This window comes from Ectorhizobium quercum, from assembly GCF_026552795.1.
In the GTDB taxonomy this organism is placed as follows: Bacteria; Pseudomonadota; Alphaproteobacteria; order Rhizobiales; family Rhizobiaceae; genus Ectorhizobium; species Ectorhizobium quercum.
On the sequence record NZ_JANFPI010000002.1, the window covers coordinates 184,624 to 199,672 of the forward strand.

Sequence of the window (15,049 nt, forward strand, 5' to 3'; positions counted from 1 at the left end):
TTCCGGAAAAACCTGCAAAAAGCCGGAATACCGCTTGCAATCGCAGGCCGGAGCGGTAAAAAGCGCCCCATCCAGCACGGTAACAGGCGGACCCCAATGAAGGTTTTCGCAGGCAATTCCAATCGGCACCTCGCCGAATCGATCTGCAATTATCTCAATGTTCCTCTCGGCAAGGCGACCGTAAAACGCTTCGCGGACCAGGAGATTTTCGTGGAAATTCAGGAAAACGTCCGCGGTGAGGACGTTTTCGTCATCCAGTCCACCTCGTTTCCCACCAACGACCACCTGATGGAACTGCTGATCATGATCGATGCGTTCCGCCGCTCCTCGGCAAAGCGCATCACCGCGGTCCTTCCCTATTTCGGCTATGCCCGCCAGGACCGCAAGCCCGGGCCCCGCACGCCCATCTCCGCCAAGCTGGTCGCCAACCTGATCACCGAAGCCGGCGCCGACCGTGTTCTCACCCTCGACCTGCACGCCGGCCAGATCCAGGGCTTCTTCGATATCCCGACCGACAATCTCTACGCCGTTCCGATCCTGTCGCGCGACGTCAAGGAACACTACGACCTGAAGAACGTCATGGTCGTTTCCCCCGATGTCGGCGGCGTGGTGCGCGCCCGTTCGCTCGCCAAGCGCCTCGACTGTCTGCTGGCCATCGTCGACAAGCGCCGCGACCGTCCCGGTGAATCGGAAGTCATGAACGTCATCGGCGACGTGGCCGGCAAGGACTGCATTCTCATCGACGACATCGTCGATTCCGGCGGCACGCTCTGCAACGCCGCCGAAGCCCTGCTGAAGAATGGCGCGCTCAGCGTCACCGCCTACATCACCCACGGCGTACTTTCCGGCGGCGCCGTCACGCGCATTTCCTCGTCCATGCTGAAGGAACTGGTCATCACCGACTCGATCCAGCCGACGACCGCCGTGCTGTCCGCTCCGAACATCCGCGTGGTTTCCACCGCCCAGCTTCTCGGCGAGGCTATCAACCGCACCGCGCAGGAACAGTCCGTCTCCAGCCTGTTCAACTGACGGGTCAACGACGCAAATCCGCAAAAGGAAAAGCACACGGACGACCTGCCCTGCTCGGCCTACTGAAACAGTGTGCCAACCTCTCCTTCGTCATGGTCGGGCCTGACCCGACCATCCACCGCGGCGCTTGCGGCGTGGACCCTCGGCTCAACGCCGAGGGTGACGTCGAATGCGTGGTGAGGCTTTCAACAAGCCGCAGACAGCCGGTCGCCCGTGCTTCTCCATATGATCAGGAGGCTGCGCCCGGGATCAGACAGGCCTCGTCGCCGCCGAACACCCTCGAACGGGTCAGGAAGCGTCGCTCCCTGCCATTGTCGAGCGAGAACATGCCGCCCCTTCCCGGTACGACGTCGAGAATGAGCTGGGTGTGCTTCCACACCTCGAACTGGCTGCGGCTGATATAGACCGGCACGCCGTCCACCTCGCCGAGCTTCACATCTCCGTCGCCGACGATGTAGTCGCCGGTCGGATAGAGCATCGGCGACGAGCCGTCGCAACAGCCGCCGGACTGGTGAAACAGCACATCCGGGTGGTCGCGCCGGATTTCCCGGAGAAACGCAACCGCCGCATCCGTCGCGAGCACACGCGGCTCGCCATTCACGGTCTCTTCCATCGTCTTCTCCTCCTCACTGAAAAACCCTCGGACGGTTAACGCCCGAGGGAAGTTGGGAGTTGCAAGAGCAGATTCCGCCCGCCGACATCGGCCGGCGGGGCGGATTGAGATCGAACCGTCAGAAGAAGCCGAGCTTCTTCGGGCTGTAGCTCACCAGCAGGTTCTTGGTCTGCTGGTAGTGGTCGAGCATCATCTTGTGGTTCTCACGGCCGATGCCGGACTGCTTGTAGCCACCGAACGCCGCGTGCGCCGGGTAGGCATGGTAGCAATTGGTCCACACGCGGCCGGCCTGAATGGCGCGGCCGAAGCGATAGGCACGATTGCCGTCACGCGTCCAGATGCCGGCGCCAAGGCCGTAGAGCGTGTCGTTGGCGATCTCGAGCGCTTCCTTCTCGTCCTTGAAGGTCGTCACCGACACCACCGGCCCGAAGATCTCCTCCTGGAAGACGCGCATCTTGTTATGGCCCTGGAACACCGTCGGCTGGACGTAGAAGCCGTTCGCCAGTTCGCCGCCCAGATCGTTGCGCGCGCCGCCGGTCAGCACCTTGGCGCCTTCCTGACGGCCGATGTCGAGATAGGCGAGGATCTTTTCGAGCTGTTCGTTGGACGCCTGGGCGCCGATCATGGTTTCCGGATCGAGCGGGTTGCCCTGCTTGATCGCCTCCACGCGCTTCAGCGCCTTTTCCATGAACCGGTCATAGACGGATTCCTGGATGAGCGCGCGGCTCGGGCAGGTGCAGACCTCGCCCTGGTTCAGCGCGAACATCGTGAAGCCTTCCAGCGCCTTGTCGAGGAAGTCGTCGTCTTCCGCCAGCACGTCGGCGAAGAAGATGTTCGGCGACTTGCCGCCCAGTTCCAGCGTCACCGGAATGAGGTTCTGGCTGGCATATTGCATGATCAGCCGGCCGGTGGAGGTCTCGCCGGTGAATGCGATCTTGGCGATGCGCGGATTGGTGGCGAGCGGCTTGCCGGCTTCCAGGCCGAAGCCGTTGACCACGTTCAGCACGCCCGGCGGCAGAAGATGGCCGACGAGTTCCATGAGAACGAGGATGGAGGCCGGGGTCTGTTCGGCAGGCTTCAGCACCACGCAGTTGCCGGCGGCCAGTGCCGGGGCGATCTTCCAGGCGGCCATCAGGATCGGGAAGTTCCACGGAATGATCTGGCCGACGACGCCGAGCGGCTCATGGAAATGATAGGCGACGGTGTCGTGGTCGATCTCGCCGATGGAGCCTTCCTGCGCGCGGATGCAGGAGGCGAAATACCGGAAATGATCGATGGCGAGCGGAATATCCGCCGCCGTGGTCTCGCGGATCGGCTTGCCGTTGTCCCAGGTCTCGGCCCGGGCGAGAAGCTCGAGATTGTCCTCCATCACCTGCGCGATCTTCAGGAGAACGGCGGACCGTTCGGCAGGCGCCGTCTGTCCCCACTTCTCCCTGGCGGCATGGGCCGCATCGAGCGCCAGCTCGATATCCTTCTCGTCGGAACGCGCCACTTCGCACAGCACGCCGCCCGTAACCGGCGTGGTGTTCTCGAAATAACGGCCACTCACCGGCTCGCGCCATTCGCCGCCGATGTAGTTGCCGTATTTCAGCTTGAACGGTGATTCAACGATCTTCTGATGCAGCATGATTTCATCCTCCCTGATGAAAAACAGACTTGAGAACCCTCAATGACGAACAGGTTGCGACCAAAATACGCAGGAAGAAAGTCCTTTTCCCTCCGTTGACGATCAAAACTGTTTCACAATTGCGACACGCATGAACGCATTCAAGATTTTCAAAAAAGAAAATAAATACAAATATATAATGCAAAAATCCGCCGTCCTCGGCGGATACGCCTGGCCGGATGTCTGACGCTGTGCATCGCTGCCCAGCGAGGAAACATATCCTATCGCGATCTCAATGCAGCGAAAGACGCTTCAGCTTGCGGTGCAGCGTCGCCCGGCTGATGCCGAGCAGAACGGCCGCCTGCGACACATTCCCGTTCGTGCGGGAAAGGACGCGGCGAAGTGCCGCCCGTTCCGCTTCCAGAAGATCGTCGCCGGTCTCGCCGCGCGTTTCCGCAAGCACGTCCGAAGCCGGCACGCCCTGCGCGATACGCGCATCGTCGAGTTTCAGCGCCAGCCGCGCCGCCCGCGTCGCCCCGAGGATCAGGTCGTCGCGGTCGACCGCCAGGATGGCGGCGGAGGAGCCGGTGGCCATCGGAACCAGCACGAAACGGCTGCCGGCAAAAGCCCGGCGGAACAGATTGGCCTCGATCCGGGTCGCGGCGTCCCTCACCGCCTGCGCGAGAATCGAAAGCGTCATTTCGCTCACGTCGTCGCGGCAGGTGGAAATGTCGATGGCCGCCGCGATCTGCCCGCGATGATCGCGAACCGGCGCGGTGGCGCAGGACAGCCGCACATTCGACGACAGGAAATGCTGGTCGCGATAGATCATCACGCTGCGTTCGTCGGCAAGTGCGGTTCCGATGCCGTTGGTGCCGACGCTCGCCTCGCTCCACACCGCGCCCTGCCCCAATCCGAGACGATGGAAATCCCGCTCGTCTCCGGCCGAACTGCGCTGTTCCAGAATGGCCCCGGCTTCGTCGCTGAGAACCAGGCAGCAGCCGGCCTTGCCGACGGTCAGGAACAGGCGGTCCAGCTCGTCCTGCGCCTCGCAGACCAGCGCCGTGCTGCGCCGGCGGGCTTCCTCGAGTTCGTTGCCGCTCAGTCTCAGGGGATCGCGCGGCTCTTCCGGCGCTAGGTTGTGCATGGTCATGCACCGCCGCCACGAGGCGACGATCGGCGAGCTTGCCGCCGCAGAATTCTGCCGGGCTATCGAATAGACCCGATCCGCATGGGCTGTTTCATTCAACATCCGCTCCTCCCAAAGCTTCCGATGAAATATGGACGCACCTTGGTATCTTTCAATTGCCGCCGCCGGAAACAAACTAGGCCTGATCCGGCGCGTACCTCATTCTGTAGCACATTTGAGACAGGATTGCGCGCCTTCCGGAAAATTTGATCCGCGACCGGGGTAAAAGACGACATCGGGCACGCCCGGCCCCGTGCCGAAAAGAGACGCCGCGCTGCCTTTCCCGCGCCGTCACCGCTCCCGGCGCCCGAAAGTCGACGGAAAACCCCGCTTTTCCTTGCGTTTGCGCGGCGATTGGTCTATAGCGCCCCCGTCCGCGCAGACACCCTTGGAGGCAACGCGGATGGGACATGCAAATGCCCCGGTCCTGCCGGTTTCCAGCAATGCCCGGCCGGGCTCTCCATAACACGATAAAGGAAAAAGCCATGAGCCATTCTTCTTACACGCTCAAGGCCGAAGCGCGCGAACGGGTTGGTAAGGGGTCCGCCCGTGAACTCCGCCGCAACGGTTTGATTCCCGCCGTCATCTACGGCGACAAGCAGGCCCCCATCGCCATCGCGCTTTCGACCAACGAAGTCACCAAGCGCATCCACGCCGGGGGTTTCATGACCACCGTCGCCGAAATCGAAGTGGACGGCAAGAAGATCCGCGTCCTGCCGAAGGACTACCAGCTCGATCCGGTCCGCGATTTCACCATGCATGTCGACTTCCTGCGCGTTTCCGCCCACAGCCAGGTCGCCGTCGAGGTTCCGGTTCACTTCATCAATGAAGAACAGTCCGCGATCAAGTCCGGCGCCGTCCTGAACGTCGTTCGCCACACCGTCGAACTGAACGTTCCGGCCAACGACATTCCGGAAGCCATCACGGTCGATCTCGCCGGCTTCAAGGTTGGCGATGCGGTCCACATCTCGCATGTGACGCTGCCCGACAACGCGACCCCGGCCATCACGGACCGCGACTTCACCATCGCCACGATCGTCGCTCCGGCGGCCGGTGTCGAGGAAGAAGAAGAAGCCGCTTCCGAAGAATAATCCGGAACGCATTTCGAAAAAACAACAGGCGCCCTGCCCCCGGCAGGGCGCCTGTTGTTTTTTCAGCCCCTGTGATAAATATAAATCCGAAGGAACCTTTCCGTTTCGACCGTGTTCGGCTTATGCTGAAATCTGGCTTGTCCATTGCATTATTTCATTATGAATTAAGACCGCTGCATTACGGTCGGCGTCCGTGAAAAAAACACGGCAAGGCCCTTCCCCGAACGCGGGAGGCTCCTGAACGAACGGCGCGGCGCAAGCCATTGAAATAGGCAGGCTCCTGCAAGCCCGGACGGCAAGGCCGGGTATCCCGCAGGCAAAGATGGAAGCGAGATGACGAGTTCGGTCGAAAACCGGTTTCTGGTAATCATCAGCGGCGCTCTGCTCATTGTCGTGGCGCCCCTGTTCGCGCTCTTTCTCGTCCTTTCCTCCGAACAGATCGCCAAGACGCAGGCCCAGCACCTGACGGCCCTCGTCACCGGCAGCGGCCAGGCGCTGACCAAGCCCCTTTGGGATTTCGACGTCGAGGCTATCGGGCAGGTCGTCGACTCGCTGGTTTCCGATCCGCTCGTCAAGCGCGTCAACGTCCGTGACACGGCCGGCCTGTTCGACATCGTCCGCGACGCGCCCGGCATCGAAAGCGACGACCGCCTCGAAAGCATGACGCGGCCGATCCATTACAAGAGCCTGAACGGTTCGAAGCATGTCGGCTGGCTGGAAATCTATTTTACGCCCGTCGACCTGTTCTCCGCCTTCGACTCCTTCAACATCATGCTCTGCGGGATTTTCCTGCTCGCCATCCTGCTCGTCTGCGGCGCGGCGGTCGTCGGCAACCGGATGATGATTTCCCGGCCGCTGCTCCGGCTGAGCGCGGCGATCGAGGCGACCCGAACGAACGGCTCGCGCCATCACGTCGACTGGAGTTCCAACGACGAGATCGGCCGTCTGGCCGCGAGCTTCAACGACATGCAGACCGCGCTGGAGCGGGAAGAACGCGAGCTGAAGTGGGCCCACGAGCACACGACCGAAATCTACAACAGCACGCCGGCCATGCTGTTCTCCACCGATGCCGCCGAGCGGATCACCGCCGTCAGCGATTACTGGCTTCTCGCCACCGGATACGAACGCCGCGCCGTTATCGGACGCAGGTTCGTCTCGTTTCTGCATGAAAACGACCAGTCCTTCTATTCGAGCCGCTTCGGCTCGACCGTCCTGGACGGCGAGCCGCGCGACATCACCACCCGGTTCATCTGCGCCGATGGACACGTCATGGACGTGCTGATCGCCAGCGCTGTTCTGCCGGCGACGCACTCCCGCCCCGCCGCCTCGCTCAGCGTCATGACCGACGTCACCGAACTGCGCCAGTCGGAACAGCGCAACCGCCGCCAGGCGATCACCGACCACCTGACCGGACTTCTCAACCGGCAGGGCTTCGAACAGGCCCTGTCCCACGGCATCGTGGCCGCCGAGGCCGCGGGCACCGAGCTCTCCTGCCTTTTCATCGACCTCGACCGCTTCAAGGCCGTCAACGACCGGCTCGGCCACGCCACGGGCGATGCCGTACTGCGGCAGTTCGTGGAGCGTCTTCAAACTGTCCTGACAAGGGGCGAGATCGCGGCGCGCCTCGGCGGCGATGAATTCTCGGTCGTGACGAGCGGCCCCGACGCCGGCGAGCATGGGCGGACGCTGGCCGCCCACATCGTCTCGCTGTTCGACGTGCCCTTCCTGGCCGACGGACAGGAAATCCGCCTCAGCGCCTCCATCGGCCTTGCCCACTATCCGCATCAGGCCGTGAGCGCCGGCGAACTGCTGCAACATGCCGATATGGCGATGTATAGCCGCAAGCACGCCGGCAAGAACGGCGCCCATGTCTTCGATCCCTCGATGCTCGACGACACGTTGCGGCGGTCGGAAATCGAGACCCATATCGAGCAGGCGCTGAAGAACGACTGGTTCGAGGTCCACTTCCAGCCGATCCACGGCCTGTGCGGCGGCGGCGTCCGCGGCTTCGAGGCCCTCTTGCGGCTGCGTCACCCGGAAAAAGGTCTCCTGCCGCCGGCGGATATCATCCAGGTTGCCGAGGAAACCGGCTCCATCGGCCGGATCGGCAGTGTCGTTCTGGAAAAGGCCGTCGGCCAGCTCGCCCGCCTTTCGGCCCTCGACGGATTGCACGATACCTATGTAGCCGTGAATTTCTCGGCCATGCAGTTCGATCCGGGACTGGCCGCGCGCATCGCCGCCACCATTTCGCATCACGGTCTCCATCCGGGCCGCCTGGTCGTCGAGATCACCGAAGCCGTCCTCATGGAAGACGATCCGCAGATCCGCATGACGCTGGAGGAAATCGCCCGCTTCGGCTGCCGCATCGCACTCGACGACTTCGGCACCGGCTATTCGTCGCTGAGCTATCTCAACCGCTTCCCGGTCAATATCGTCAAGATCGACCAGTCCTTCATCCGCGCCAGTACCGATCCTTCCCCGGAGATCGCCGCCAAGAGCCGCCTGCTCATCGAAGGCATCGCGATGATTTCCCACAAGATGAACTGCCAGGTCGTCGCGGAAGGCATCGAGACGAAGAGCCAGCTTGCGATCCTGCTCGAAGCGGGAGCCGATTACGGCCAGGGCTATTATTTCCACGAGCCGATGTCGCTTGCCGATCTCCTGAACCAATTCGCAGCGCAACCCGGAACCGAAGCGGCAACAGGCTAGGGTCGGGACCGAAGGAGGAAGACCATGATGCGCCTGTCGCTTCTGCTCTTGACGACGATCCTCCTGCCCTGCATCGCCCGAGCCGATATATTGGTGCTGGCCACGGAACCCTACCCGCCCTTCGTCATGGTCGAGGGCGACAACGTTTCGGGACGCGGCATCCGGATGGTCGATCTCGTCATGAAGGAGACGGGGCAGGATTACCGCATCGAAGTCATGCCCTGGGCGCGCGCGATCGCTCTGGCGCGCAATGACAGCGCCTATTGCGCCTTTGCCGCCGCCCGCACGCCGGACCGCGAGCGGCTTTTCAAATGGGTCGAGCCGCTGCTGATCACCCGCAACTATCTGGTCGCCGCCTCGGAAACGGGCGTGCGCCCCAAAACGCTGGAGGAGGCCAAACGCTATGTCGTGGGCACGCACCGCCATGATTTTACCGAGGCCCTCCTGAAGCGGCTGGAATTTCCGCGGATCGACGTCGCGGTCGATTTCAACCTTTCCTTCCGCAAGCTTCTCAATCGCCGCATCGACCTCATGCCCATGTCGGAGAGAACCTTCCGGAGCCTGACCCAGGCCGGGGAAAAGCTGGAAAAGACGGTGCTGCTTGCCGAACAGCCGCTCGGCATCGCCTGCAATCCGTCCGTTCCCGACGATCTGATCGACCGCATGAACGCCAACCTGCGGCGCGCGACGGAAAGCGGCGAGCTGGAGCGCATCCTCTCCGACGTGCGCTAGGTCGGGGACCTAGACGCCGCCCTGAGGGGTTGACTTGCGGCGGCTTTCCGGTGCTCAAGACAGACGCTCGTCGTCATCAGGAGGAATGTCCTCATGTTCATCATCGCCGGCCTCGGCAATCCCGGCAGCCAGTATGCGGGCAACCGCCACAATATCGGTTTCATGGCCGTCGACGCCATCCACCGCTCGGGCGGGTTTTCCCCGTGGTCGAAGAAGTTCAAATCGGAGATTTCCGAGGGCACGATCGGCTTCGAGAAGGTGCTGCTGATGAAGCCGCAGACCTATATGAACCTCTCCGGCGAGGCAGTCGGCGAGGCCATGCGCTTCTACAAATTGGCTCCGAAAGACATTCTCGTCATCCACGACGAACTCGACCTGCCTGCCGGCAAGGTCCGCATCAAGACGGGCGGCGGCCACGGCGGGCATAACGGCCTGAAATCGCTCGACGCCCATTGCGGCAAGGAATACCGGCGCCTGCGCCTCGGCATCGGCCATCCGGGAACCAAGGAGGCCGTACACGGCCATGTGCTCGGAAATTTCGCCAAGGCCGATTCCGGCTGGCTCGACACCCTTCTCGACGAGATCGCCCGCAATGCCGACATGCTGGTGAAGGGCGAGGATTCGCAGTTCCAGAACCGGATATCCCAGGCGCTCGGCGGCCCCGCCGAGCCGGACAAGCCGAAACCCGAAAAGAAGCCGGCCGCGCAATCGCACATCCGCCAGGCCCGCGGAGCGGCTCCGGCCAAACTGCCGGAAACCGGGCCGATGGCCGAAATGCTGAAAAAGCTGTTCGCAACCAGGGAGAAATGAGCGGAATGCCGGATAACGGGGAACTGCTCATTCGCCGGTCCACGCCGGCGGATCTGGAAGCGCTGATCGCGCTCTACCGCCATCTCAACCCCGCCGATCCGGAGTTCGACAAGGCAACGGCCGAACGGGCCTATGCCGGAATGCTGGCGCAACCCGGCCTGTCGGTCTTCATCGGCTTCGTGGGGGACGTGCCGGCCGCAACGGTCACGCTTGCCGTCATTCCCAATCTGACGCGCGGCGGCGCGCCCTATGCCCTGATCGAGAACGTCGTCACCCACCCCGCCCACCGCCGGCGCGGTCACGCGGGCGCCCTTCTCGCTCATGCCGTCGAAAAGGCATGGGAAGCGGGCTGCTACAAGGTCATGCTGCTGACCGGTTCGACCGATCCGGCAACGCTGCGTTTCTATGAGAATTGCGGCTTCACGCAGGACAAGACCGGCTTCCAGACGAGGCGCCCGCCGGAACCGCCGCGCATGGCATGACGCAAACCGCATTCCGCGAAAATCGCCAGAATCCCGGCCTGTTTCAGGCCGCAAGGCTTGACCTTGCCCGGCCCTTTCCGCAAAAGGCTCCCCAACAGAATTCTTAAACGGACAGGACCCCGGTCATGGGCTTCAAATGCGGTATCGTCGGACTGCCGAATGTCGGCAAGTCCACCCTCTTCAACGCGCTGACCAGGACGGCGGCGGCGCAGGCCGCCAACTATCCGTTCTGCACCATCGAGCCGAACACCGGCGAAGTGGCGGTTCCCGATCCGCGCATGAAGAAGCTCGCCGAGATCGCCGGCTCGAAGGAAATCATCCCGACGCGCATCTCTTTCGTCGACATTGCCGGCCTCGTGCGCGGCGCATCGAAGGGTGAGGGCCTCGGCAACAAGTTCCTCGCCAACATCCGCGAGGTCGACGCCATCGTGCATGTGCTGCGCTGCTTCGAGGACAGCGACATCACCCATGTCGAGGGCCGCATCGACCCGGTCGGCGACGCCGACACCATCGAGACCGAGTTGATGCTGGCCGATCTCGAAAGCCTCGAGCGCCGCGTCGACCAGACCCGCAAACGCGCCACAGGCAAGGACAAGGAAGCGCTGGCCCAGCTTCCGGTCATGGAAGCCGTGATCAAGCTGCTCAACGAGGGCAAGCCCGCCCGCCTGCTTCTGAAGATTCTCGCCCCTGAAGACGTTCCGATCCTGAAGAGTCTGAACCTCCTCACCTCGCATCCGGTGCTCTACGTCTGCAACGTGGCCGAGGCCGACGCCGCCACCGGCAACGACTACACCGCCGCGGTAGAGAAGATGGCGACCGAACAGGGTGCCGAATGCGTGATCATCTCCGCGGCCATCGAGGCGGAAGTGGCGCAGCTTCCGGAAGACGAGGCCAAGGACTTCCTCGAGGCGCTTGGCCTGACGGAGGCCGGTCTCGACCGGCTGATCCGCGCCGGCTACCATCTGCTCGACCTCATCACCTATTTCACCGTCGGCCCGAAGGAATGCCGCGCCTGGACCATCGTGCGCGGCACCAAGGCTCCGCAGGCCGCCGGCGTCATCCACACCGATTTCGAACGCGGCTTCATTCGCGCCAACACCATCGCCTATGACGACTTCGTCACCCTTGGCGGCGAGGTGCCGGCCAAGGAAGCCGGCAAGGCCCGCGACGAAGGCAAGGAATACGTGGTTCAGGACGGCGACGTTATTCACTTCCGCTTCAACACCTGATCCGGCCGGAAATGCTCTAAATATTTATTTTTGCGCAATTACGGACGCAAAACCGCTTCGCACTTTTGCTGGAATTGCCCTGAACAGAAACGCCGCCCCTCCCGGGCGGCGTTTGCGTTTCTTCCGCCGCATGATGGACGAAGCGACGGGAAGCTTGACCGGAGCCGTTATTTTGTTCAGCATTGAACAGAGTTGGTTTCAGGGAGGCATGATATGGAGAATGCGATCCTCGCATTCGAAGACTTCACCGAGGGCCGGGTCTTTCCGCTCGGCCCGCGCCGGATGACGCGCGAGGAGATCGTCGCCTTCGCCGGCGAATTCGATCCGCAGCCCATGCACACAGACGAGGAAGCCGGCAGGGCGAGCCTGCTCGGCGGGCTTGCCGCCTCCGGCTGGCACACCAACGCCGCCGCCATGCGCATGATGTTCGACAGCTATGTCGGCCGCTCCACCTCGCAGGGCTCGCCCGGCATCGACGAACTGCGCTGGAAACGGCCGGTGCTCGCCGGGGACACCTTGTCGGGCCGCTCCACGGTGCTGACCTCGCGCCCGCTGAAATCGCGGCCCGGCCTCGGTGTCGTCCGCTTCCTCAACGAAATCGAAAACCAGCGGGGCGAACTGGTCTGCCGTTCGGAATTTTCCATCATCTTCGCCATGCGCGACGCGGACACGGGAGCAGCGCGATGCGGATGATCGAGCTTTATCCCGCCGGCCAGCGCGTCGAGCTGGGCAGCCTTCGGTTCACCGCCGCCGACATCATCCGTTTCGCCACCGAATTCGACCCGCAGCCCTTCCACACCGATGCGGAAAAGGCGCGCGATACGATGTTCGGCGCGCTCTGCGCCTCCGGCTGGCACACCTGCGCCGGCTGGATGAAGACGATGGTTGCCTTTCGCGAGAGCGAGGCCAAACGCCTGGCCGCGCAGGGTATCGAGCCGCCGCGCATCGGCCCCTCGCCCGGCTTCCGAAATCTCCGGTGGCTGAAGCCCGTCTTCGCCGGAGACACGATCACCTATTACCAGACGCCGCTCGACAGCCGCGCCTCCCGGTCGAGACCCGGACTGTGGATCAACACCGGCCTCTCCGAAGGCATCAACCAGCACGGGGAACCCGTCCTGAGCTTCGAAAGCAGCGTGATCGAACACGCCTGAACCGGACGCAAAAAGAGCGGCCCGAAGACCGCCCTCATTGTATCGTCCCCTTCTTCGTTACCCTCGGGCTTGACCCGAGGGTCCACGCCGCGAGCGGCGCGGTGGATGGTCGGGTCAAGCCCGACCATGACGAAAGAGAGCGATGAGCCGTTTATCAGCAGGCTGAGGGCGACCCGAAGGCCGCCCTCTCATATCCGTGCCGGACATGCTCCCCGCTCAGTGTTCCTTGCTGGCATAGACCGAGCGCTTCGTCAGGTAGAGGAAGCCGGAGAAGATCACCAGGAAGATCATGACCATGAGGCCGGTCTTCTTGCGCTCTTCCAGATGCGGTTCGGCGGCCCACATCAGGAATGCCGAAACGTCCTTCGCATAGTTGTCGAGGGTCATCGGCGTCCCGTCCTCGTATTCCACCGCCTCATCCGAAAGCGGCGGCGCCATTGCGAGCGTCGCACCGCCGACGAAGTGCGGGTTGAAGTAGGCGCCGTCCGGAAGTTCGAAATCCTCCGGCGGCTCGACATATCCCGTCAGCAGAGAATAGATGTAGTCGGGCCCGCCTTCCTGATACTGCGTGAAGATATCGAAGATGAAGGTCGGAAAGCCGCGCTCGACACCGCGCGCCTTGGCGATCAGCGAAAAGTCCGGCGGGGCCGCACCATTATTGGCAGCCGCGGCCGCTTCCTCGTTCGGGAACGGGGATGGGAAGTGGTCGGACGGAATGGCGGGCCGCTCGAACATCTCGCCCTCGGCGTCCGGCCCATCCGTGACAGTATATTCCGCCGCGAAAGCCTTCACCTGGTCTTCCGTATAGCCGAGATCGCCCAGCATGCGGAAGGGAACCAGGCTCATCGAATGACAGGCGGCACAGATGTCCTTGTAGACCTGCAATCCGCGCTGAAGCTGGGCCTTGTCGTACGTCCCGAACGGACCGGCGAAGCTCCAGTCGAGGTTCTGCGGCTTGTAGACCGGGAAATGGCCGCTGGCCACCGCATGTTCGACGTCGGCGGCCAGACCGTGGCCCTCGGCCGCAACGGCGGAGCCCGCGCCGAAGCCGGTGACGGCGGCGATCAGGGCGATGCTTGCAACAAGCTTTTTCATCGTTTCAAATCCTTTTTGCCGCTTGTCTCAGGCCTGAACGCCGATGGGCTTCTTGCCGTTCTTTTCCAGAACCGCTTCCGTGATGGAGTTCGGAATCCGGCGCGGCTTCTCGATCTTGCCGAGGATCGGCATGATCACGAGGAAGAAGCCGAAGTAATAGAGCGTGCCGATCTGCGACAGGACGACGTAAACGCCTTCCGCCGGACGCGAACCGAGCCAGCCGAGGATGATCGCATTGGCGACGAAAACCCAGTACAGCACCTTGAAGACCGGACGATAGACCGCCGAACGGACCTTGGACGTATCGAGCCAGGGCAGAAAGAACAGCACGATGATCGCGCCGAACATGACGAGGACGCCGCCGAGCTTGGAGTCGATCGGGCCGACGTTGAAGGTGATGGCGCGCAGCATCGCGTAGAACGGCAGATAATACCATTCCGGCACGATATGGGCCGGGGTCTTCAGCGGGTTGGCCTCGATGTAGTTATCCGGGTGGCCGAGATAGTTCGGCATGTAGAAGACGAACCAGACATAGGCGATCAGGAAGATCGAAACGCCGACCGCATCCTTCAGCGTCGCATAGGGCGTGAAGGGAACCGTGTCGGTCTTCGACTTCACCTCGACGCCGGTCGGGTTGGTCTGGCCGGTGACATGCAGGGCCCAGACGTGCAGGATCACCACGCCGACGATCATGAAGGGCAGGAGATAATGCAGCGAGAAGAAGCGGTTGAGCGTCGGGTTGTCCACCGCGAAGCCGCCCAGCAGGAGCTGCTGGATCCACTCGCCGACATAGGGGAAGGCGGTGAAGAAGCCGGTGATGACGGTCGCGCCCCAGAAGGACATCTGCCCCCAGGGCAGGACGTAGCCCATGAAGCCGGTCGCCATCATCAGCAGGTAGATCACCACGCCGAGAATCCAGAGGATTTCGCGCGGCGCCTTGTAGGAGCCGTAATAGAGGCCGCGGGCGATGTGCAGGTAGACCGCGATGAAGAAGAACGACGCGCCGTTGGCGTGCATGTAGCGCAAGAGCCAGCCGTGATTGACGTCGCGCATGATCTTTTCGACAGAGTTGAAGGCGACCGTCGTTTCGGCGGAATAGTGCATGGCGAGCACGACGCCGGTCAGGATCTGGAGGATCAGCATGACCGAAAGCATGGCACCGAATGTATAGGAATAGTTCAGGTTCCGCGGAACCGGATAGGCGACGAAACTGTCGTAGACGAGGCGGGGCAACGGCAGGCGCGCATCGACCCATTTGCCGAGACCGCTCGTCGGCTGGTAACTGGAATGACCACTCATATTGATTTATCCCC

At 62.7% G+C, this 15,049-nt stretch carries 14 protein-coding genes; 9 read left to right on the forward strand and 5 right to left on the reverse strand.

All coding sequences use genetic code 11. From position 1 onward, the window contains the following. The first annotated feature begins 96 nt into the window (after positions 1–96). Positions 97–1,029 carry a ribose-phosphate pyrophosphokinase gene (locus tag NOF55_RS05600; protein ID WP_306410359.1) on the forward strand — a complete coding sequence of 311 codons (933 nt, stop codon included), beginning with the start codon at positions 97–99 and terminating at the stop codon, positions 1,027–1,029. A 229-nt stretch (positions 1,030–1,258) separates the two neighbouring features. On the opposite strand, the gene NOF55_RS05605 is transcribed toward NOF55_RS05600, so the two are convergent. The 3 genes from NOF55_RS05605 to NOF55_RS05615 form a co-directional block, all read right to left on the reverse strand. Next, complete coding sequence (locus tag NOF55_RS05605) at positions 1,259–1,642, reverse strand: DUF779 domain-containing protein (RefSeq protein WP_306410360.1); 384 nt, start codon at positions 1,640–1,642, stop codon at positions 1,259–1,261. A 118-nt stretch (positions 1,643–1,760) separates the two neighbouring features. After that, positions 1,761–3,269, reverse strand: a complete 1,509-nt coding sequence (gene adh / locus NOF55_RS05610) for an aldehyde dehydrogenase (protein ID WP_306410361.1) — start codon at positions 3,267–3,269, stop codon at positions 1,761–1,763. A 271-nt stretch (positions 3,270–3,540) separates the two neighbouring features. Continuing rightward, complete coding sequence (locus NOF55_RS05615; protein ID WP_306410362.1) at positions 3,541–4,500, reverse strand: helix-turn-helix domain-containing protein; 960 nt, start codon at positions 4,498–4,500, stop codon at positions 3,541–3,543. Positions 4,501–4,922: 422 nt separating this feature from the next. On the opposite strand from NOF55_RS05615, the gene NOF55_RS05620 reads away from it, so the two are divergent. From NOF55_RS05620 to NOF55_RS05655, 8 genes are all read left to right on the forward strand, one after another. Then, entirely contained in the window at positions 4,923–5,528 is a 606-nt protein-coding gene (locus NOF55_RS05620; protein WP_306410363.1) for a 50S ribosomal protein L25/general stress protein Ctc, read from the forward strand. 333 nt (positions 5,529–5,861) lie between these two features. After that, complete coding sequence (locus NOF55_RS05625; RefSeq protein ID WP_306410364.1) at positions 5,862–8,237, forward strand: EAL domain-containing protein; 2,376 nt, start codon at positions 5,862–5,864, stop codon at positions 8,235–8,237. Between the two features lie 24 nt (positions 8,238–8,261). Then, positions 8,262–8,969: a substrate-binding periplasmic protein gene (locus NOF55_RS05630; protein WP_306410365.1), complete on the forward strand. Its 708-nt coding sequence runs from the start codon at positions 8,262–8,264 to the stop codon at positions 8,967–8,969. A gap of 93 nt (positions 8,970–9,062) precedes the next feature. Continuing rightward, on the forward strand, positions 9,063–9,779 hold the full coding sequence (gene pth, locus NOF55_RS05635) for an aminoacyl-tRNA hydrolase (protein WP_306410366.1): 717 nt from the start codon (positions 9,063–9,065) through the stop codon (positions 9,777–9,779). Then, positions 9,776–10,261 (forward strand): GNAT family N-acetyltransferase, encoded by a 486-nt coding sequence (locus NOF55_RS05640; protein ID WP_306410367.1) that lies wholly within the window; start codon positions 9,776–9,778, stop codon positions 10,259–10,261. The genes pth and NOF55_RS05640 overlap by 4 nt, the downstream gene beginning before the upstream one ends. 125 nt (positions 10,262–10,386) lie before the next feature. Then, positions 10,387–11,490, forward strand: a complete 1,104-nt coding sequence (gene ychF / locus NOF55_RS05645) for a redox-regulated ATPase YchF (protein WP_306410368.1) — start codon at positions 10,387–10,389, stop codon at positions 11,488–11,490. A 213-nt stretch (positions 11,491–11,703) separates the two neighbouring features. After that, positions 11,704–12,183 (forward strand): MaoC family dehydratase, encoded by a 480-nt coding sequence (locus NOF55_RS05650; protein WP_306410369.1) that lies wholly within the window; start codon positions 11,704–11,706, stop codon positions 12,181–12,183. Next, complete coding sequence (locus NOF55_RS05655) at positions 12,174–12,641, forward strand: MaoC family dehydratase (RefSeq protein WP_306410370.1); 468 nt, start codon at positions 12,174–12,176, stop codon at positions 12,639–12,641. Before NOF55_RS05650 ends, NOF55_RS05655 begins: the two co-directional genes overlap by 10 nt. Before the next feature lie 216 nt (positions 12,642–12,857). On the opposite strand, the gene NOF55_RS05660 is transcribed toward NOF55_RS05655, so the two are convergent. Continuing rightward, positions 12,858–13,736, reverse strand: coding sequence for a cytochrome c1 (locus NOF55_RS05660; protein WP_306410371.1), 879 nt, complete (start codon positions 13,734–13,736; stop codon positions 12,858–12,860). A 27-nt stretch (positions 13,737–13,763) separates the two neighbouring features. Continuing rightward, positions 13,764–15,035, reverse strand: a complete 1,272-nt coding sequence (locus NOF55_RS05665) for a cytochrome b (protein ID WP_306410372.1) — start codon at positions 15,033–15,035, stop codon at positions 13,764–13,766. Positions 15,036–15,049 lie beyond the last annotated feature (14 nt).